We start from the raw sequence: 19408 nt of genomic DNA, 5'->3' as shown, positions 1-19408 counted from the left end.
CCGGCTCCGCCGGGTTTACCAAGATCCCTCACTGGGCAGGTCAGAATCTCAACATGGACGGGCAGGAGAACGAGCAGCACGAGCACCGGGACGAGGACGCCCCGGTGACCGGTGGTGCCCGCCGGGGCGGCCCCGACCGGGCCGGCCGGCGCGCGCTCCGTGCGGCCGGGGTGACGCTGGCGGTCCTGGTCGTCGCCCTGGTCGGGGTGGTCGTCGGCGTGCTCGCCGGCGGCCGGGTGAGCACCGACATCGGCCCGTTCCAGGCGGACCTCACGGTGGCCCCGGCCGTCAGCGGCAGCACCACCGTCGACATCCCGCCGCTGGGCGCGTTGCTGCTCGACAGCCACGACGGGCCGACGCACCTGACGGTCGAGCTGGGCGCGCTGGACCAGAGCCGCGTCCAGGCGCTGATCGACGACCCGGCCAGCATCAACCGGGCGAGCCAGACCGCCGTCGACGACGTCCGCGAGGGGGTGATGCGGCTCGGTCTGCGTACGCTCGCGTCGGCCGTGCTGGTGACCCTGCTGCTGGCCCTGCTGGTCTTCCGCGACGCCCGCCGGGCGGCCTGGGCCGGCGGGCTGGCGCTGGTGATCACCGCCGGCGGCCTCGGCGCCGCCGCGGCGACCCTGCGGCCGCAGGCCATCGAGGAGCCACGCTACGAGGGACTGCTGGTCAACGCCCCCGCGATCGTCGGCGACGCCCGCCGGATCGCCAACGACTACACCCGCTACGCCGAGCAGCTCCAGCACATCGTCGGCAACGTCAGCCAGCTCTACACCACTGTGTCGTCGCTGCCGGTCTACGAGCCGGCCCCCGGCACGACCCGGGTGCTGCACGTCTCCGACATGCACCTCAACCCGACCGGCTGGCAGCTCATCCGCACCGTCGTGGAGCAGTTCGGCATCGACGTGGTGATCGACACCGGGGACATCACCGACTGGGGCAGCGAGCCGGAGGCCTCGTTCGTCGGCTCGATCGGCCTGCTCAAGAAGCCGTACGTCTACATCCGCGGCAACCACGACTCGGGCCGGACGGCGGCGGCGGTGGCCCGCCAGCCGAACGCGATCGTGCTCAACAACACCACCACCACGGTCGCCGGGCTGACCATCGCCGGCATCGGCGACCCGCGCTTCACGCCCGACAAGAACACCTCGCCGGCGGGCAGCGGCCTCACCAAGCAGGTCGCCGACCAGGTGATCGGCGCCGGCGACCAGCTCGCCGCCACGGTGCGCAGCTCGCCGCGGCCGGTGAACATCGCGCTGGTGCACGACCCGGCCTCGGCCGGCCCGCTGTCGGGCACCTGCCCGCTGGTGCTCGCCGGGCACACCCACAGTCGGCAGGTGTCGAAGCTGCCGGAGGTGCCCGGGAAGATGCCGACCCAGCTGCTGGTGCAGGGCTCCACGGGCGGTGCCGGGCTGCGTGGTCTGGAGGGCGAGAAGCCCACCCCGTTGTCGATGAGCGTCCTCTACTTCGACAAGGACAAGCTGCTCCAGGCGTACGACGACATCACCGTGGGCGGCACCGGCCAGGCGCAGGTGAACCTGGAGCGGCACATCGTGGAGAACCCGAAGGTGGGCGTCCCGGCCCCCGTCACCCCCACCCCGACCCGCTGACCCACACCGCCCTGATCCTCGGCCGCGCCGCCCTGCTTCCGTGCCGCCCTGCCCGGACGCCCTGATCGGCCGTCTGTCGGTGGCCCCGCTCGGTTGCCCTGGTCTCCGACGTGTGGCAGCCCACTCAAGGTCCGTTGCGTAGAGTAGCGACCTCCGCGCCGCAGCCAACCTCGCCCTCCGACGCTTTGCTCTGCACCCACCGAAGCGCCAGTAACCAGGCGTAGCCAAACGCTGCCGCTCACCAAGCGAAGCTCCGGACGTCGTCGCTGCTCAGAGGCGTGTTGCGTATATGGCTGCAGAGCAAAGGGCGCGCACACCTGCCATGTCGCCCCGCACTGACGGTTACGCTCCGCCACCTCGGACGCTGATTACTCTCGGCAACCTCGGCAGGGGCTCCGGACCGCCTCCCGGCCCCACGACGGCCTAGCGACCGCCCCGCAACGACCCAGCGACGGCCCGCAACGGCCCCGCGACGGTCCCGGCGCGGCTCAGCGCAGGGACAGGGCGGCGAGGGCTGCGTTGACGATGCTGCCGGGCAGCAGGTCGTGCAGCTCGTACAGCTCGTGGACGCTGCCGGACTGGCCGAACTCGTCCACCCCGAGCGGCACCGCCGGGGCGCCGACCGCCGAGCCGAGCCACGCCATCGCGTGCGAGGCGGCGTCGTGCACGGTCACCACCGGCACCCGGTCGGCGAACGCCGAACGCAGCGCGCCGGGCACGCTCGGCACGGTCGCCGTGCGGACGCCCTGGCGCAGGGTGCGCTGCCAGGCCCGGTAGAGGCGGTCCAGCGAGGTGACGTCGACGACGTGCGCGGCGATGCCCTCCTCGGCCAGCTCCGCCGCCGCGACGAGCACCTCCGGCAGCACCGCGCCGGAGGCGGCGAGCTGCACGACCGGGGCGTCGGCCAGGTGCGGGTACGCCTGGTGGGCGTCCACCAGCCGGTACGCCCCGGCGACCGCCTGCCGGCGCAGCACCGCGTCGCCGAGCCGGGCCCGGGCCGCCTCGAAGGGCGCCTGGTCGATCGGGCGGGTGCTGAGCCGGAAGTAGTACGCCCCGTCCTCGGCCGGCGCGGCCGTCGCCGACGGGGCCGATCCGCCGGCGATCCGGCCCAGCGCGTCGCAGAGCAGCCAGTCCAGCGTGGCCGCGTACGCGGGTTCGAGGAACGTCACCCCCGGCAGCTCCAGGCCGACCGAGGCGGTGATGGTCGACTGGTGCGCCCCGCCCTCGGGGGCGAGGGTGATGCCCGACGGGGTGCCGGCGACCACGAACCGGGAGCCCGAGTAGGTGCCGTAGAGGAACGCGTCGAGCCCGCGCAGCACGAACGGGTCGTAGACCGTGCCGACCGGCAGCAGCGGCTGGGCCGACAGGTCCCAGGCCAGGCCGAGCTGGCCGAGCAGCAGGAACAGGTTCATCTCCGAGATGCCCAGCTCGATGTGCTGGCCGGCGGGGCTCTCCGTCCAGCGCAGCATCCGGTCCTCGGTCCAGGAACGCTGCTCGGTGGGCGCGAAGACGCCGGTCTTGTTGATGAACCCGGCGAGGTTCGTGGAGGTGGCCACGTCCGGCGCGGTGGTGACCAGGTAGCGGCCGACCTCGGGGTTGCGGGCCAACTCGACCAGCACCCGGCCGAAGACCTCCTGCGTCGAGATGGGCTTGTTGGCGCGTACCCGCGTGGTCTCCGGGACGGTGACCTCCAGCGCCCGCTCGCGGGGCGCGCGGGACAGCGCCTCCCGGCGCTCGCCGGCCCGGATGCCGGCCGGGGACGCCGGGTCGAGGCGGTCCCACTCGGTCCCCGGCGTCAGGCCGTGCGCGGCGCGCAGCGCGTCGACCTGCTCGGTGGTGAGCAGCGCCGAGTGGTTGCGCGGGTTGCCGGCGATCGGCAGCCCCCACCCCTTCACGGTGTACGCGAACACCACGCTGGGCCGGTCGGTGACGGCGTCGCACTGGGCGTACGCGTCGAGCATCGCCGCCATGTCGTGCCCGCCCAGGTCGGTGACCAGCGGCCCCAGCTCGTCGTCGCCGATGTCGGCGATGAACGCCTCGATCCCGTCGGGCGCGCCGTCGAGGAACTGCTTGCGCAGCGCCGGCCCGGCGAGCCCGAACAGCGACTGGTACTGCTCGTTCGGCATCGCGTCGATCCAGTCGCGCAGCCGCTCCCCGCCCGGCCGGGCGTACGCCCCGGCGAGCCGGCGGCCGTACTTGACCTCCACCACGTGCCAGCCGGCGGCCTCGAACTGGCCCCGCCACTGGTTGATCCGCACCCCGGGCACCACCCGGTCGAGCGACTGCCGGTTGAAGTCGACCAGCCACATCACGTTGCCCAGGCCGGTGGTGGCCGGGTCAGCGACCGCCTCCCAGATGTTCCCCTCGTCCAGCTCGGCGTCGCCGATCAGCGCGACGAACCGGGAGTGCGGGCGGGCGCCGAAGTGCGCGTCGACGTAGCGCCGCGTCGCGGCGGCGAAGAGCGGCGCCGCCGCGCCGAGCCCGACGGAGCCGGTGGAGAAGTCCACCTCGTCCGGGTCCTTGGTGCGCGACGGGTACGACTGGAGCCCGCCCCGGGCCCGCAGCGTCGTCAGGTACGACCGGTCGAGGTTGCCCAGCAGGTACTGGATGGCGTGGAACACCGGCGAGGCGTGCGGCTTGACCGCCACCCGGTCCTCGGCGTCCAGGTGCGCGAACCACAGCGCCGTCATCGCGGTGACCAGCGAGGCGCTGGACGCCTGGTGCCCGCCCACCTTCACCCCGTCGCCGGTGTCACGGTCGTGGTTGGCCGCGTCGACGATCCGGGTGGCGAGCCAGAGCACCCGCCGCTGGATCTCGTCGAGGAGGTCGAGGTCGGTTCGGTTCACGTTCGGCTCCAGGGGTCCGGCACGTCACCGTTGACGGCCGGTCGGGGGCGGGAACTGCGCGGGTACGCAGCTGAACTGCGCAGATACTCAGCCGCACTGCGCGGGTACGCAGCCGCCGCGCACAACGGACGCACGCGGCGGCTCGGGTGTAAGGAAGGGGCCCTTCCTATACAAAATGCGTTAGGAAGGTGCCCTTCCTTACACCTCAGGCGCCGAGGCGGGAGAGGATCAGCTCGCGGACGGTCTTGGCGTCGGCCTGGCCGCGGGTGGTCTTCATGACCGCGCCGACCAGTGCGCCGGCCGCGGCGACCTTGCCGCTGCGCACCTTCTCGGCGATGTCCGGGTTGGCCGCGATCGCCTCGTCCACGGCGGCGGTGAGCGCGCCGGTGTCGGAGACGACCTCCAGGCCCCGGTTGGTCATGATCTCGGTCGGCGAGCCCTCGCCGGCCACCACGCCCTCCAGGACGCTGCGGGCCAGCTTGTCGTTGAGCTTGCCGGCGTCGACCAGACCCTGCAGCTCGGCGACCTGCGCCGGGGTGGCCCCGACGTCGGCCAGCTCCACGCCGGTCTCGTTGGCCCGCCGGGACAGCTCGCCCAGCCACCACTTGCGGGCCGCGGCCGGGGACGCGCCGGCGGCGACGGTCTGCTCGATCAGCTCGACCGCGCCAGCGTTGAGCACGGACTGCATGTCCGCGTCCGACAGGCCCCACTGCTCCTGGAGCCGGCGGCGGTGCAGCCGGGGCAGCTCGGGCAGGGCGGCCTTCAGCTCGGCGACCCAGGCGGTGTCCGGCGCGAGCGGCACCAGGTCAGGCTCCGGGAAGTAGCGGTAGTCGGTCGCCGTCTCCTTGGACCGGCCCGGCGTGGTGTCGCCGGTGTCCTCGTGGAAGTGCCGGGTCTCCTGGGTGATCCGGCCGCCCGCGTCGAGCACGGACGCCTGCCGGATGATCTCCGACCGGACCGCCCGCTCGACCGACCGCAGCGAGTTGACGTTCTTGGTCTCCGTCCGGGTGCCCCACTCCTCGCCGGGCAGGTTGAGGGAGGTGTTGACGTCGCAGCGCAGCGACCCCTCCTCCATCCGCACGTCGGAGACGCCCAGCGAGCGGATCACGTCGCGCAGCTCGGTGACGTACGCGCGGGCCACCTCGGGGGCCAACGCGCCGGTGCCGGGGACCGGCTTGGTGACGATCTCCACCAGCGGGATGCCGGCCCGGTTGTAGTCGACCAGCGACTCGGTGGCGCCGTGGATGCGCCCGGTGGTGCCGCCGACGTGCAGCGTCTTGCCGGTGTCCTCCTCCAGGTGCACCCGCTCGATGCCGATCCGCACCAGCTCGCCGTTCACCTCGACGTCCAGGTAGCCCTCGAAGCACAGCGGCTCGTCGTACTGGCTGATCTGGAAGTCCTTCGGCATGTCCGGGTAGAAGTAGTTCTTCCGGGCGAACCGGCACCACTCGGCGATCGAGCAGTTCAGCGCCAGGCCGATCCGGATCGTCGCCTCGATGGCGGCCCTGTTGGCCACCGGCAGCGAGCCGGGCAGACCCAGGCAGACCGGGCAGACCCGGGTGTTCGGCGCGCCGCCGAAGTCGGTCGGGCAGCCGCAGAACATCTTGGTGTTCGTGCCCAGCTCGACGTGGGTCTCCAGGCCGATCACCGGTTCGTAGCGCGCGACGACCTCGTCGTACGCGGGCAGTGTCGTCGTCATCTGAGCTCCTGCCTCACAGTGCCGGTGGGGTGAACGTGCCGACCGCGCTCTCCAGCGCCGCGGCGACCCGGTACATCCGGTCGTCGGCCATGGTCGGGGCCATGATCTGGAAGCCGACCGGCAGCCCGTCGGAGAGCCCGCACGGCACCGAGATGCCCGGCCCGCCGTACAGGTTGGTCGGGATGGTGAACAGGTCGGCCAGGTACATCTGGTACGGGTCGGAGGTGCGCGCCCCGATCGGGAACGCCACGAACGGGGTGGTCGGCGAGATCAGCGCGTCGACCTTCTCGAACGCGGCCGTGAAGTCCCGGGTGATCAGGGTCCGGACCTTCTGCGCCTGCCCGTAGTAGGCGTCGTAGTAGCCCGACGAGAGCGCGTACGTGCCGATCATGATGCGGCGCTTGACCTCGGGGCCGAAGCCGGCCTCCCGGGTCAGCGACATGACCTCCTCCAGCGACCGGTTGCCGTCGTCGCCGACCCGCAGGCCGAACCGGACGCCGTCGAAGCGGGCCAGGTTGGAGGAGCACTCGCTCGGGGCGATCAGGTAGTACGCCGGCAGCGCGTACGTGAAGTTCGGGCAGGACACCTCGACGATCTCGGCGCCCAGCTTGGTCAGCGCGTCGACCGACTCGCGGAACGCGGCCAGCACGCCGGGCTCGGCGCCCTCGCCGGTGAACTGGGTGACGATGCCGAGCTTCACGCCGGTCAGGTCACCGGTCGCGCCCCGCCTCGCGGCGGCCACCACGTCCGGCACCGGCTGCGGGATCGAGGTGGAGTCGCGCGGGTCGTGCCCGCCGATCACCTCGTGCAGCAGCGCGGCGTCCAGCACCGTACGGGCACACGGGCCGGGGGTGTCCAGCGAGGAGGAGAACGCCACCAGGCCGTAGCGGGAGGTGCCGCCGTAGGTCGGCTTCGCGCCGACGGTGCCGGTGACCGCGCCGGGCTGGCGGATCGAGCCGCCGGTGTCGGAGCCGATCGCCAGCGGCGCCTCGTACGCCGCGAGGGCCGCGGCGCTGCCGCCGCCGGAGCCGCCCGGGATGCGGCTCAGGTCCCACGGGTTGTGCGTCGGGCCGTACGCCGAGTACTCGGTGGAGGAGCCCATGGCGAACTCGTCCATGTTGGTCTTGCCGAGCATCACCGTGCCGGCGGCGCGCAGCCGCTGCACGATCGTCGAGTCGTACGGCGGGCGCCAGCCCTCCAGGATCTTCGACCCGACGGTGGTCGGCACGCCCTTGGTGGTCAGCACGTCCTTCACCGCGACCGGCACGCCGGCCAGCGGGCCCAGCTCCTCGCCGGCGGCACGGCGGGCGTCCACCTCGCGGGCGGCGGCGAGCGCGCCCTCGCTGTCGACGTGCAGGAACGCGTGCACCCGGTCGTCCACGGCGGCGATCCGGTCCAGGTGCGCCCGCGTGACCTCGACGGCGGAGGTCTCGCCGGCGGCGACGATCCCCGCGATCTCCGTCGCGGTCAGTCTGGTCAGGTCACTCATGCCGCCGCCTCGCTTCGCTCACCGGCGTCCTGCGCGCCGGACACACCGGGCCTGGTGATCCGCTCGCTCATGACGCCACATCCTCGTCCAGGATCCGCGGTACGCGGAACCGCTGCTCCTCGGCGTCGGGCGCGCCCGACAGCGCCTCCTCCGGGGTCAGCCCGGGCACCACGACGTCGTCCCGCAGGACGTTGGTCAGCGGCACCGAGTGCGAGGTCGGCGGGATGTCCGCCGCGGTGACCTCGCCGACCTGCGCGACCGCCTGGAGGATCACGTCGAGCTGGCCGGCGAAGGTGTCCAGCTCCTCCTCCGTGACGGCGAGCCGCGACAGTCGCGCCAGGTGCGCGACCTCCTCGCGGGAGATGGCGGCCATCGGTGCCCCCTTCGTGACGGTGTTGCCGGTCGGGCCGGTGCCGGCCGCGCGGCGATGTGCGTGACGCGCGGTGACCGGAGCGAGTCTATTGTTCCGTCCCGGCGGCGCGTCCCCGACTCCCCCTATGGGCGCGGCGCGCCGGGCCGCCGCCCCGTGGGAGGCATCCCGGCGACGGGCTCGGCGGACGGTGGGCTCAGCGGGCGTGCCGGCGGGGGATCTCCGCGTCGGGGCTGGGGGTCGGGCGGACCGGGCGGTAGCGGGCCAGCCAGGCGACGAGTTCCTCGGCCGGCATCGGCCGGGCGTAGAACCAGCCCTGCGCGGCGTCGCAGCCGGCGGCGTGCAGCATGCGCCAGGTGCGCTCGTCCTCCACGCCCTCGGCGACCACCCGCAGCCCGAGCGCCTTGGCCAGCTCGATCGTCGACCGCACGATCGCCGCGTCGTCGGCGTCCTCGGCCATCCCCAGCACGAAGGAGCGGTCCACCTTCACCTCGGACAGCGGCAGCCGGCGCAGGTGCTGCAACGACGAGTACCCGGTGCCGAAGTCGTCCAACGCGATGCCCACCCCGATCCGGTGCAGGCGGGAGATGGTGGCCAGCACCCGGCGGGGGTCGGCCATCAGCGCCCCCTCGGTGATCTCCAGTTGCAGCCGCTGCGGCGGCACGCCGTACCGGGCGAGCCGGTCGGCGATCTGGTCGGCGATCTCGCCGGTGTGCAGGTCCCGCACGCTGACGTTGAGCGCCGCCGGCACGGCGATCCCGGCGGCCGACCACTTGGCGAGCTGTTCCACCACGTCGTCCACCACCCGCCGGGTCAGCAGCCGCATCACCGCGCTCTGCTCGGCGACCCGGATCAGCTCCTCCGGGTCCACCATCCCCCGGCGGGGGTGCCGCCAGCGCAGCAGCGCCTCCACGCCGACCACCTCACCGGTCGCGATCGCGACCTGCGGCTGGTAGTACATGGTGATCTCGCCCGCGTCGGCGGCCGGGTCCGGCTCCGCGTCCCGCCCCCGAGTCGGCCCGGGGTCCGCGCCCCGCCGCCGGGCCGCGTCCTGCCCGCCACCCCGCCGGCCCGCCGGGTCGCGGTCGCCGCGCCGGCCGCCGTCGCCGGTCGTGCCCTGCCGGCGTACGCCGACGCCGGTCTCGCCCCCGGGCCGACCGGCGTGCTCGCGGCGGCCGGGACCGTCGCCCCGGTCCGGGCCGGTCTCGGGCGATGCCGCCGTCCGGCGGCGGATCGGATCGGCGGCGGTGACGATCCGGTTGATCAACTCGTCGGTGGGCGGCGGCTCGGTCCGCTGCCGGCGGCGGCGCAACCGCCAGCGGCCGGATCCGGCGTCGGGGCGCAGACCCGCCGCGTCGGCCGGAAGTTCCGCGCCGTCTCCGCCCCGCGCGCCCATCGCCGGCGTGGCCGGTGCCGTCGCGGCGGCACCATCGACGCCGGCGAGATCACCGCCCCCCTCGGCCAGGACCCCACCGGCCACGGTCCGGTCGGCCGCCCCCTGCGGCCCGTCGCCGCCGCCCGGGAGCCCGGCCCGCGCGCCTTCCCCCGCCGGTAGGCCGTCCGGGGCAGCTTCCCCCGCCGGGAGCCCGGCCGGCGCGGCGTCCTCAGGCGGGAGCGTGGCCCGCGCGGCGTCCTCAGGCGGGAGCCCGGCCCGCGTCGCCGGCGGCGCGCCGGCCGGACGGCCGGACTCCAGCACCCGGCGCAGGTCCGCGAGGAGGCCCAGCCGTTCGGCGGAGTTGTGGTCCGACTCGGCCGCGTAGACCGCCACGGTGTCGTTGCGGTGCTTGGCGTCGTACATCGCCACGTCGGCGTGGCGCATCAGGGTCGCGAAGTCCTCGCCGTGTTCGGGGAAGAGCGCGATGCCGATGGAGCCGCCCACGTCGAGCGGCAGCCCGTCCAGGGGCACCGGCTCGGCCAGCGCGCGGACCACCCGGTCGGCGAGGTCCCGGGCCTCGCCGACGTCGGCCAGCCCGGTCATCACGATGGCGAACTCGTCCCCGCCCAGCCGGGCCACCATGTCCTCCCCGGCCACGCCGGTCAGCCGGGCGCTCACCTCGACCAGCAGCCGGTCACCCACCGCGTGCCCGAGGGCGTCGTTGACGTTCTTGAACCGGTCGAGGTCGATCAGGAGCAGCGCCAGGTGGGCACCGGGCTCGCCGCGGGTTGCCCGTTCGGCGTGCAGGTGCACCTGCTCGCCGACCTCGGCCAGCAGCGCCTTGCGGTTGGGCAGGCCGGTGAGCGGGTCCAGTGAGGCCAGCTGTTGCTGCTCCACGCTGAGCCGGGCCATCCGGTAGACGGCGAACAGCGGCACCAGCACCAGCGGGATCAGCGCCGCGCTGGCCCGGGCCGCGGCGACCAGCACCGGGGCGAGCAGCAGCAGCGAGCCGGTGGAGAGCAGCTCGAAGCCCAGCCCCTGCCGCAGGCTGGGCCACCAGCGGTCGCCGAAGCGCAGCCGGACGGCGGCGCTCACCAGCGCGTAGTTGACGGCGAACCAGGCCACCGTCGCGCCGCCCACGGCGGCCACGTCCGTCCAGCGCAGCGGGCCGCCGTCGAAGATGCCGCCGGGCCCGAGCCAGGTGACCACGTACGCGGCGGCCAGGGCGCAGGCGTACTGGCCGGCGTTGAAGGCCGTCCGCCAGGGGGCGTGCCCCATCCGCCAGCCGGAGACGACGACGGCCACCGCCTGCACGGCGACCGCCGGGCCGAGCCCCCAGCCGAGCAGGATCGCGAAGGTGAAGCAGGTGGACGGGAAGACCGCCGAGGTCTGCCGGCGCCCGGGCGGCACGAACGGGCGCGCGTCGCAGCCGACGGCGAGGGCCGCCATCACCCAGAACGCCGCCGGCAGCTCCGGCAGCTCCTCCGGGAGGGCGAGCAGCGGGCGTACGCAGAACAGCACGGCGAGCGCGACGACCGACCAGACTAAGACGAAGAACGGGCGTCCCCGGCCGGGCGGAACGGAGTTTCGCAGGTCGGCGGCCTCCATCGCACCTCCCGGGGGTCTCGGTCCACGAGGCGTGACCCGCTGGCACGCCGTGCCGTCAATGAAACGCCCTCGGTGGCGCAATGCCCGACACGACAGTCGCGAATCGGTCGTAGTCGTAATTAAGTTGGTATCCGGGCCAGTCCCCGCAAGCCGCCCGCGACAACGCCCACCGACGACACCGCGGACCGTCCGCCCGCGTGCCCGGGTGGCTTCCCCGCGTGCCCGCCGTCACTCCTCGGTGCGGGCGACCCCCCGGGCCGCGTCCGGGCCCTCGTCCAGCAGCACCTGGAAGCCCGCCTCGTCGAGGACGGGCACCTTGAGGCTGGCCGCCTTGTCCGCCTTGGAGCCCGGGTTGTCGCCCACGACCACGAAGGAGGTCTTCTTGGAGACCGACCCGCTCACCTTGCCGCCCCGGCTCTGGATCGCCTCGGACGCCTGGTCGCGGCTGAACCCGGCCAGCGTGCCGGTCACCACGACGGTGAGCCCCTCCAGCGGGCGCGGCCCCTCGTCGACCGCCTCCTCGGCCATCCGTACGCCGGCCTCGGCCCACTTGCGGACCACCTCGCGGTGCCAGTCGACGGCGAACCACTCCCGGATGCTCGCGGCGATCGTCGGCCCGACGCCGTCGACCGAGGAGAGCTCGTCCTCGGTGGCCCGGTCGATCGCCTCGACGGAGCGGAAGTGTCGGGCGAGCGCCTGCGCGGCGGTGGGGCCGACGTGCCGGATGGACAGGCCCACCAGCACCCGCCACAGGTCGCGTTCCTTCGCCACGGCCAGGTTGTCCAGCAGCTTGTGGGCGTTGCTGCCGAGGGTGCCGTCCTTGTTGACGAAGAAGGGCGACTGGGCGAGCTGCTTCTCGTCGAGGGAGAACAGGTCGCCCTCGTCGGTGATGACGTGCGCGTCGAGCAGCGCCGCCGCGCCCTTGTAACCGAGCGCCTCGATGTCGAACACCTTGCGGCCGGCGAGGTGGTAGACCCGCTCCCGCAGCTGCCCGGGGCAGGTGCGGGAGTTGGGGCACCGGATGTCGACGTCCGCTTCCTTCGCCGGCGCCAGCGGCGAGCCGCAGGCCGGGCAGGTGGTGGGCATGACGAACGGCCGGGCGTCGGCCGGACGCAGGTCGACCACCGGGCCGAGCACCTCGGGGATGACGTCGCCGGCCTTGCGCAGCACCACGGTGTCGCCGATCAGGACGCCCTTGCGCTCGACCTCCCGCGCGTTGTGCAGGGTGGCGTACGCGACGGTGGAGCCGGCCACCTTGACGGGCTGGAGCACGGCCCGCGGCGTGACCCGGCCGGTGCGCCCGACCTCGACGTCGATGTCGAGCAGCTTCGTGTTCACCTCCTCCGGCGGGTACTTGAAGGCGATCGCCCAGCGCGGCGCCCGGCTGGTCGAGCCGAGCCGGCCCTGGATGGAGACCGGGTCGACCTTGACCACCACGCCGTCGATCTCGTGCTCGACGTCGTGCCGGTGCGCGGCGTAGTGGGCGATGTATTCCGCGACGCCGGCCAGGTCGGGCACCACCCGCCAGCGGTCGCTGGTCGGCAGCCCCCACGCCTTCAGGGCCGCGTAGGACTCGGACTGCGTCACCGGCTGGAAGCCACGGCGGGCACCGAAGCCGTGCACCACCAGGCGCAGCGGCCGGGAGGCGGTGATCCGCGGATCCTTCTGGCGCAGGCTGCCGGCGGCGGCGTTGCGCGGGTTGGCGAACGGGGGCTTGCCCTGCTCGACCAGCCCGGCGTTGAGGTCGGCGAAGGCGGCCACCGGGAAGTAGATCTCGCCCCGCACCTCCACGAACTCCGGGATGTCGGGGAACTCGGCCGACGTGCTGAGCTGGCCCGGCACGTCGGCGATGCTGCGCACGTTGGCGGTGGCGTCCTCGCCCGTGCGGCCGTCGCCCCGGGTCGCCGCCCGGACCAGCCGCCCGCGCTCGTAGGTGAGGTTGATGGCGAGCCCGTCGACCTTCAGCTCGCACAGGTAGGCCACCGGCCCGCCCGCGTCGCGCTCGACCCGCTCGGCCCAGGCCGCCAGCTCCTCGTCGGCGAAGGCGTTGTCGAGGGAGAGCATCCGCTCGGCGTGGGCGACCGGGGTGAAGTCGGTGGAGAAGGTGCCGCCGACCCGCTGGGTCGGCGACTCGGGGGTGCGCAGCGCGGGGAACCGCTCCTCCAGCGCCGCCAGCTCCCGCAACTGCCGGTCGAAGTCGGCGTCGGAGATGGTCGGCGCGTCCAGCACGTAGTAGCGGTACTGGTGGTCCGTCAGCTCCTGGCTGAGCGTGGCGTGCCGCTCCCGGGCCTCCGGGGTCGGCTCGGCGCCGGCCGCCGCCTCCTGCGCCGGAGTGACCTGCTGGGCGATGGCTTCCTCGGACACCGTGCGACCTCCCGTGATTCCGCTACCCCGGCACCGTATCGGTCCGGTGGGACAATCCGCCGGCCACCCGCCACGCCCGAGCGGCGACAGGGCCGCCGACGTGCGAGGATCGCCGGACTGCGGGCTGCGCCAGGGGCCCGCCACCTGCGGCGTCCGCGCCGCACCAACTGTCGAGGCGGGGGTACGGATGCCGGAATGGCTGCTCTGGGCGGCGGCGGTCGTGCTGGCCGTGGCGGCCGGCTGGGCGTGGAGCGAGTGGCGGCGCGGTGCCCGTGACGACGCCCCGCGCCGACGGGAACGCCCGCGCACCCGGCCCGGCCGCGGCACCGCGTCGCCGGGCGGGCCGGGCCGGTCGACCGCACCACCCCGGCCGCGTACCGCCGAACGGGCGCCCGCCGGCGCGCCGCGCCCCGGCGAGATCTGGTGGGCCGACGTCCCGTACGCCGACGGCACCGGCTCGAAGGTGCGGCCCTGCCTGGTGCTGCGCGCCGATGCCCGGGGCGCCGACGTCCTGAAGATCACCAGCCAGGACAAAAGCGGCCGGGACGACCACGTCCGCATCCCGACCCGCGAGTGGGACCCCGGCGCCGACCACAACAGCTTCGTCGACCTGGCCGAGCCCGCCCACGTTCCGCTGGCCGACTTCTCCCGCCACGCCGGTGCCTGCGACCCCGCCCTGTGGCGCCGCATCCGCCGCCTGCCCCACCTCCCCGGCGCCTGACCACGCGCCGTCCGGCCGGCTCTCGCACGGCCCGGCGGGACGCGCCGTCCGGCCGGCTCCCGGACGGCGGGGCAGGTCAGTCCCAGGCGCGGGCGAGGGTGTGGAGCTGGTCGGCGTACTCGATGCGGGCGGACCAGGCGTCGGGCCAGGCCGGCATGCCCAGGGCCGCGCCGACGAAGGCGCCGGCCAGCGCGGCGATCGAGTCGGAGTCGCCGGCGGTGGTGGCGCCCCGGGCCAGCGCGGCGACCGGGTCGTCGGCGTGCCGGATCGCGCAGAACAGCGCGGTGGCCAGCGCCTCCTCGGCGATCCAGCCCTCGCCGGTGTGCCGGCACGGGTCGCCGCCGTCGTCGGGGTCGGCGAGCGCGGCGTCGAGGCGGCCGAGGACCGCCAGGCACTCGTCCCAGCCGCGGGCGATGAAGTCCTCCGGCGTGTCGACGCCGGGGCGCTGCCAGAGGTCGCCGAGCCAGTCGGCGCGGTAGACGCGCCGCTGGTCGCGGGCCCGGTCGGCGAGCAGGCGGGGCAGGTCCGCCGGTGCCGCGCCGGCGCGCAGCAGCCGCACGGCGTACGCGGTCAGCTCGCTGGCCGCCAGGCCGGTCGGGTGCCCGTGGGTCAGCCCCGCCTGGAGCTGGGACAGCCCGGCGAGGGTGTCCAGGTCGACGTCGAGCAGGCCGACCGGGGTGACCCGCATGTTCGCCCCGCAGCCCTTCGAGCCGGCGACCGTCGCCTCCTGCCAGCGCACACCTCGCCCGAGTTCGGCGCAGGCGCGCAGGCAGGTCATGCCCGGCGCCCGGTTGTTCTCCGGGCTGGCCGCCCAGTCGAGGAAGCGCTGCCGCAGCAGCGGCTCGACCGCCTCGGGCGTCAGCGCCGGGGCATCGTGCAGCGCCCAGCCGACGGCCAGCGCCATCTGGGTGTCGTCGGTGACGAGTGCCGGGTGGCCGGCGAGCTCGCGCGGGCCGGCCGGGCCGTAGCGGCGGACGATCTCGGCGACGGTCAGGAACTCGGTCGGCTTGCCCAGCGCGTCACCGTAGGCGAGGCCGAAGAGCGAGCCGGCGGCCCGCCGGAGCGAGGTGTCGATCATTCCCGCGATCATGCCGCCCGGCCGCAACCCGCACCACCGCGACGGCCGGGCACCCGCGCCGCGGCCCGCCGAGCCCGTGCCGCCGGACGGTCGGGGCGACCGGCGGCCGGCGGTCGACTCAGTCGAAGAAGACCAGGCAGAACGGGTGGCCGGCGGGGTCGGCGTAGACCCGGAAGTCGTCGCCCTCCCCCGGCAGCCGCCGGGCGCCGAGCGCCAGCACCCGCTTCTCGGCCGCCTCCACGTCGTCCACCTCGACGTCCAGGTGGAACTGCTGGGGGCGCTGCGGGTCGGGCCACGTCGGCGGGCGCAGGTCGGGTGCCTTCTGGAAGGCGAGCCGGTGCCCGGAGCCGGAGATCACCACCCAACCGTCGTCGCTGGCGTCGGCGTCCAGCGGCAGACCCAGCAGCTCGGAGTAGAAGTCGGCCAGGGCCCGCGGGTCGGGACAGTCGATCACCACTGTGCGCAGCTTTCCAATCATGCCGACCATCGTGCCCCGCCCGTACGACGGGAAACCTCAGTCCTCGGCGAGCCGCCGCCCCGCGTCCCGGCAGGCGGCGAGCACCGCGCGGGCGTACTGCGGGGTCGCGTTGGCGAGGCCGCACGCCGGGGTGACCACGACCTGCTCGGCGAGCCGCCGGCGCGGGAAGCCGAGGCGGTCCCAGAGCTGGCGTACCCGGTCGGCGACCTGAGCCGAGGTGGGCGCGCGACCGGCGGCCGGCGGCCGGGTCGGCGCGGCGCCGGCCAGCAGCCCGAGCCCGGCGTCGACGGCCTCGCCCAGCGGGTCCAGGTCGGTGACGAGGTCGAGGTCGAGGGCCACGCCGACGGCGCCCGCGGCGCGGATCAGCTCCAGCGGCACGTCCGGCGCGCAGCAGTGCACCAGGACCGGCACGCCGGCCGCCTCGACGACCGTGCGCAGCAGCGACCCGGCGACGCCCGGCTCCACGGCCCGGTACACGCCGAACCCGCTCTCGGTGGGCACCCGCCCGGCGAGCACGGCCGGCAGCGACGGCTCGTCGAGTTGGAGCAGCACGGTGGCGTGCGGCAGCCGGCGGACGACCGCCGCGACATGCGCGCGCAACCCTTCCGCGAGCGAACCCGTGAGGTCCCGGACCGCGCCGGGATCCCGCAGCATCCGGCCCCCGATCGGCAGCTCCAGGGACGCGGCCAGGGTGAACGGGCCACCCGCCTGGATCTTGACCGGTCCCGCGTACTCCTCGGCCTGCTCGGCGAGCTGGTCGAGGTCGCGTTCCATCAGGTCGCGGGCGCGGCGCAGGTCCCGCCCCGGGCGGGGCGCGATCCGCCAGCGGGCGGCGTACAGCTCGACCGGCAGCTCGACCAGCAGGCCGGCGGTCCGGCCGACCAGGTCGGCGCCGGGGCCCCGGGCCGGCAGCTCCGGCAGGTGCGGCAGCGCGGGAAGCTCGCCGAGGACGATCCGCTGTGCCTCGGCGATGTCGGTGCCGGGGAGGGAACCGATGCCGGTCGCCGCGCCGGCCGGCCAGGGCCACGCCTGATCTGTCACGGCCGAAGACTATCCGGCCGCCGGGCGGTCGGACCGCTCAGCCGGCGATCGTGGCGGAGCCGAGCACGACGTCGCCGGCCGGGTCCGGCCGGTAGGCGACGATCGCCTGGCCGGCGGCGACCCCGCGCACCGGGCGGCGCAGCTCGGCGCGGAGGCCGTCGGCGCTCACCTCGACCGTCGCCGGCACCACGTCGCCGTGCGCCCGCAACTGCACCTCGCACTCCAGCGGGGCCTCCGGGCGGGGCCCGCCCGTCCACACCGGACGCTCGGCGCGCACCCGGGAGACCTCGAGGGCCTCCGCCGGGCCGACCGTCACCGTGTTGGTCTTCGGCGTGATGGAGAGCACGTACCGGGGGCGGCCGTCCGGCGCCGGCCGGTCCAGGTGCAGGCCGCGCCGCTGCCCGACGGTGTACGCGTACGCGCCGGCGTGGCTGCCCACCACGGCGCCGGTGGTCGCGTCCACCACGTCGCCGGGCGCCTCGCCGAGCCGCTGCGCGAGGAAGCCGCGGGTGTCGCCGTCGGCGATGAAGCAGATGTCGTGCGAGTCGGGCTTGTCGGCCACCGCCAGCCCCCGCCGGGCGGCCTCCTCGCGGACCTGCGCCTTCGTCGAGTCCCCGAGCGGGAAGACCGACCGGTCGAGCTGCTCTCGGGTGAGCACCGCGAGGACGTACGACTGGTCCTTGGCCACGTCGACGCTGCGGCGCAGCAGCCCGTCCGCCCCGAGCCGGGCGTGGTGGCCGGTCACCACGGCGTCGAAGCCCAGGGCCACGGCCCGGTCCAGCACCGCGGCAAACTTGATCTTCTCGTTGCAGCGCAGGCAGGGGTTCGGCGTACGGCCCGCCGCGTACTCGGCGACGAAGTCGTCCACCACGTCCTCATGGAAACGGTCGGCCATGTCCCAGACGTAGAACGGGATGCCGATCACGTCGGCGGCCCGCCGGGCGTCGCGGGAGTCCTCCAGCGTGCAGCAGCCGCGCGCGCCGGTGCGGTACGTCTGCGGGTTGCGCGCCAGCGCCAGGTGCACGCCGGTCACGTCGTGCCCCGCCTCCACCGCCCGCGCCGCCGCGACCGCCGAGTCGACCCCGCCGGACATCGCCGCCAACACCCTCACCGGCCCACTCCCTTCACCCCACCGAGCCTATCCCCGCCCCCGCCCCACCCGACCTCCCCGCCCCTGGCGCCAACGTCCCCCCGCCGCGCGATCTTGCAGTTGTCGCCCCGGCAGAAGGGGCAAACACCGCGATTGAGGGGCCGAAGTGCAAGATCGCGAGCGCGACAGGGCGAGCGCGACGGGGTGGGGGGTGCGGTGGGGTGGGGTGGGGTGGGTGGGGTGCGGGGGTGGGGGGTGGGGGGTGGGGTGGGGTCAGCGGGGGGTGCGGAGGGCGGCGGCGCGGCGGGCGCGTTCGACGGTGGCCGGGAGCGCGGCGATGAGGGCGTCGACGTCGGCGGGCGTGCTGGTGTGGCCGAGGGTGAAGCGCAGCGAGGAGCGGGCCCGGTCGTCGTCGGCACCCATGGCCAGCAGCACGTGGGACGGCTGGGCCACCCCGGCGGAGCAGGCCGAGCCGGTCGAGCAGGCGATGCCCTGGGCGTCCAGCAGGAGCAGCAGGGCGTCTCCCTCGCAGCCGGGGAAGGAGAAGTGCGCGTTGCCCGGCAGCCGGCCGGTGGGGTCGCCGTTGAAGACCACCTCGGGCACCGCCTGCCGGACCCGCTCGACCAGGTCGTCGCGGAGCGCGGCGATCCGGGCCGCGTACTCCTGCTGGCCCTTGACCGCCGCCTCCACGGCGACGGCGAAGGCGACGATGCCGGCGGTGTCGAGGGTGCCGGAGCGCACGTCGCGCTCCTGGCCGCCGCCGTGCAGCAGCGGGGTGGCTGGTACGTCGCGGGCGAGCACGAGGGCGCCCACCCCGGTCGGCCCGCCGAGCTTGTGCCCGGTCACGGTCAGCGCGGCGACCCCGCTGGCGGCGAAGTCCACCGGCACCTGCCCGACCGCCTGGATCGCGTCGGTGTGGAACGGCACCCCGTGCTCGGCGGCGACCGCAGCCAGGTCGGCGACCGGCTGCACGGTGCCCACCTCGTTGTTGGCCCACATCGCGGTCACCACCGCGACCCGTTCTCCGTGCTCGGCCAGCTCGGCGCGCAGCTCGTCGGGGCTGAGCCGGCCGCTGGCGTCCACCGAGAGCCAGCCCACCCGGGCCCCCTCGTGGTCGGCCAGCCAGTCCACGGCGTCGAGCACCGCGTGGTGCTCCACCGCGCTGGAGACCACCCGGTCCCGCCGGGTGTCGGCCCCCCGCCGTGCCCAGAAGATGCCCTTGACCGCGAGGTTGTCGCTCTCGGTCCCGCCGCCGGTGAAGACGACCTCGGAGGGGCGGGCGCCCAGCGCGGCGGCCACCCGCTCCCGCGACTCCTCCACCCGTCGGCGGGCACGGCGGCCCGACGCGTGCAGGGAGGACGCGTTGCCGACCTCGCGGGCGGTGGCGACGTACGCCTCCAGTGCCTCGTCGAGCATCGGAGTCGTCGCCGCGTGATCCAGGTATGCCATCACGGCTCAGCCTAACGACCGGCCCCGGACCGGACGGACGCCGGAGTACGCCGTCCAACCCACGGGGGCGGTGGGGACCCCGTACCCGCACGTCACGAATCTCTCGGACGTCGCGGGGTACTACCGACCCGCGCGACACACGGATGTTCCCGGTCGGGGTGCTCGGCGACGGGTCGGACGAGCGGCT

13 protein-coding genes are annotated in these 19408 nt (G+C 74.8%); 2 read left to right on the top strand and 11 right to left on the bottom strand.

Features of this window, described 5'->3' with window-relative positions; all coding sequences use genetic code 11:
• Window positions 1-53 precede the first annotated feature (53 nt).
• Complete coding sequence (locus ACZ6Q9_RS07070; protein ID WP_396828377.1) at window positions 54-1613, top strand: metallophosphoesterase; 1560 nt, start codon at window positions 54-56, stop codon at window positions 1611-1613.
• Window positions 1614-2101: 488 nt separating this feature from the next.
• On the opposite strand, the gene ACZ6Q9_RS07065 is transcribed toward ACZ6Q9_RS07070, so the two are convergent.
• The 6 genes from ACZ6Q9_RS07065 to ligA form a co-directional block, all read right to left on the bottom strand.
• Entirely contained in the window at window positions 2102-4459 is a 2358-nt protein-coding gene (locus tag ACZ6Q9_RS07065; protein ID WP_396828379.1) for a transketolase-like TK C-terminal-containing protein, read from the bottom strand.
• 205 nt (window positions 4460-4664) lie between these two features.
• Window positions 4665-6158, bottom strand: a complete 1494-nt coding sequence (gene gatB / locus ACZ6Q9_RS07060; RefSeq protein WP_350704713.1) for an Asp-tRNA(Asn)/Glu-tRNA(Gln) amidotransferase subunit GatB — start codon at window positions 6156-6158, stop codon at window positions 4665-4667.
• A gap of 13 nt (window positions 6159-6171) precedes the next feature.
• Window positions 6172-7647 (bottom strand): Asp-tRNA(Asn)/Glu-tRNA(Gln) amidotransferase subunit GatA, encoded by a 1476-nt coding sequence (gene gatA / locus ACZ6Q9_RS07055; protein ID WP_396828382.1) that lies wholly within the window; start codon window positions 7645-7647, stop codon window positions 6172-6174.
• 67 nt (window positions 7648-7714) lie between these two features.
• A complete protein-coding gene (gatC, locus tag ACZ6Q9_RS07050) occupies window positions 7715-8020 on the bottom strand; it encodes an Asp-tRNA(Asn)/Glu-tRNA(Gln) amidotransferase subunit GatC (RefSeq protein ID WP_350685712.1) in 306 nt (101 codons plus the stop codon).
• Between the two features lie 193 nt (window positions 8021-8213).
• Window positions 8214-11000: an EAL domain-containing protein gene (locus tag ACZ6Q9_RS07045; RefSeq protein ID WP_396828384.1), complete on the bottom strand. Its 2787-nt coding sequence runs from the start codon at window positions 10998-11000 to the stop codon at window positions 8214-8216.
• Between the two features lie 228 nt (window positions 11001-11228).
• On the bottom strand, window positions 11229-13364 hold the full coding sequence (gene ligA, locus ACZ6Q9_RS07040) for an NAD-dependent DNA ligase LigA (protein WP_396828386.1): 2136 nt from the start codon (window positions 13362-13364) through the stop codon (window positions 11229-11231).
• A gap of 100 nt (window positions 13365-13464) precedes the next feature.
• Between ligA and ACZ6Q9_RS07035 the strand changes: the two genes are divergently transcribed.
• Complete coding sequence (locus tag ACZ6Q9_RS07035) at window positions 13465-14085, top strand: type II toxin-antitoxin system PemK/MazF family toxin (RefSeq protein WP_396828388.1); 621 nt, start codon at window positions 13465-13467, stop codon at window positions 14083-14085.
• Between the two features lie 76 nt (window positions 14086-14161).
• Here ACZ6Q9_RS07035 and ACZ6Q9_RS07030 read toward each other — a convergent pair whose 3' ends face one another.
• The 5 genes from ACZ6Q9_RS07030 to ACZ6Q9_RS07010 all read right to left on the bottom strand — a co-directional run bounded on the left by ACZ6Q9_RS07030 (window position 14162) and on the right by ACZ6Q9_RS07010 (window position 19221).
• A complete protein-coding gene (locus tag ACZ6Q9_RS07030; protein WP_357697142.1) occupies window positions 14162-15163 on the bottom strand; it encodes an ADP-ribosylglycohydrolase family protein in 1002 nt (333 codons plus the stop codon).
• Window positions 15164-15281: 118 nt separating this feature from the next.
• Window positions 15282-15641, bottom strand: a complete 360-nt coding sequence (locus ACZ6Q9_RS07025; RefSeq protein ID WP_393266908.1) for a VOC family protein — start codon at window positions 15639-15641, stop codon at window positions 15282-15284.
• Between the two features lie 36 nt (window positions 15642-15677).
• Complete coding sequence (locus ACZ6Q9_RS07020; protein WP_350704699.1) at window positions 15678-16682, bottom strand: methionine synthase; 1005 nt, start codon at window positions 16680-16682, stop codon at window positions 15678-15680.
• A gap of 37 nt (window positions 16683-16719) precedes the next feature.
• Window positions 16720-17793 carry a tRNA 2-thiouridine(34) synthase MnmA gene (gene mnmA / locus ACZ6Q9_RS07015; protein ID WP_393266914.1) on the bottom strand — a complete coding sequence of 358 codons (1074 nt, stop codon included), beginning with the start codon at window positions 17791-17793 and terminating at the stop codon, window positions 16720-16722.
• A gap of 252 nt (window positions 17794-18045) precedes the next feature.
• A complete protein-coding gene (locus ACZ6Q9_RS07010; protein WP_393266916.1) occupies window positions 18046-19221 on the bottom strand; it encodes a cysteine desulfurase family protein in 1176 nt (391 codons plus the stop codon).
• Between the last annotated feature and the right edge of the window lie 187 nt (window positions 19222-19408).

The sequence above is a fragment of the Micromonospora sp. NPDC049139 genome, assembly GCF_055586845.1.
The sequence above is the reverse complement of the archived record's forward strand: the minus strand, read 5'-3'. Positions and strand labels throughout refer to the sequence as shown.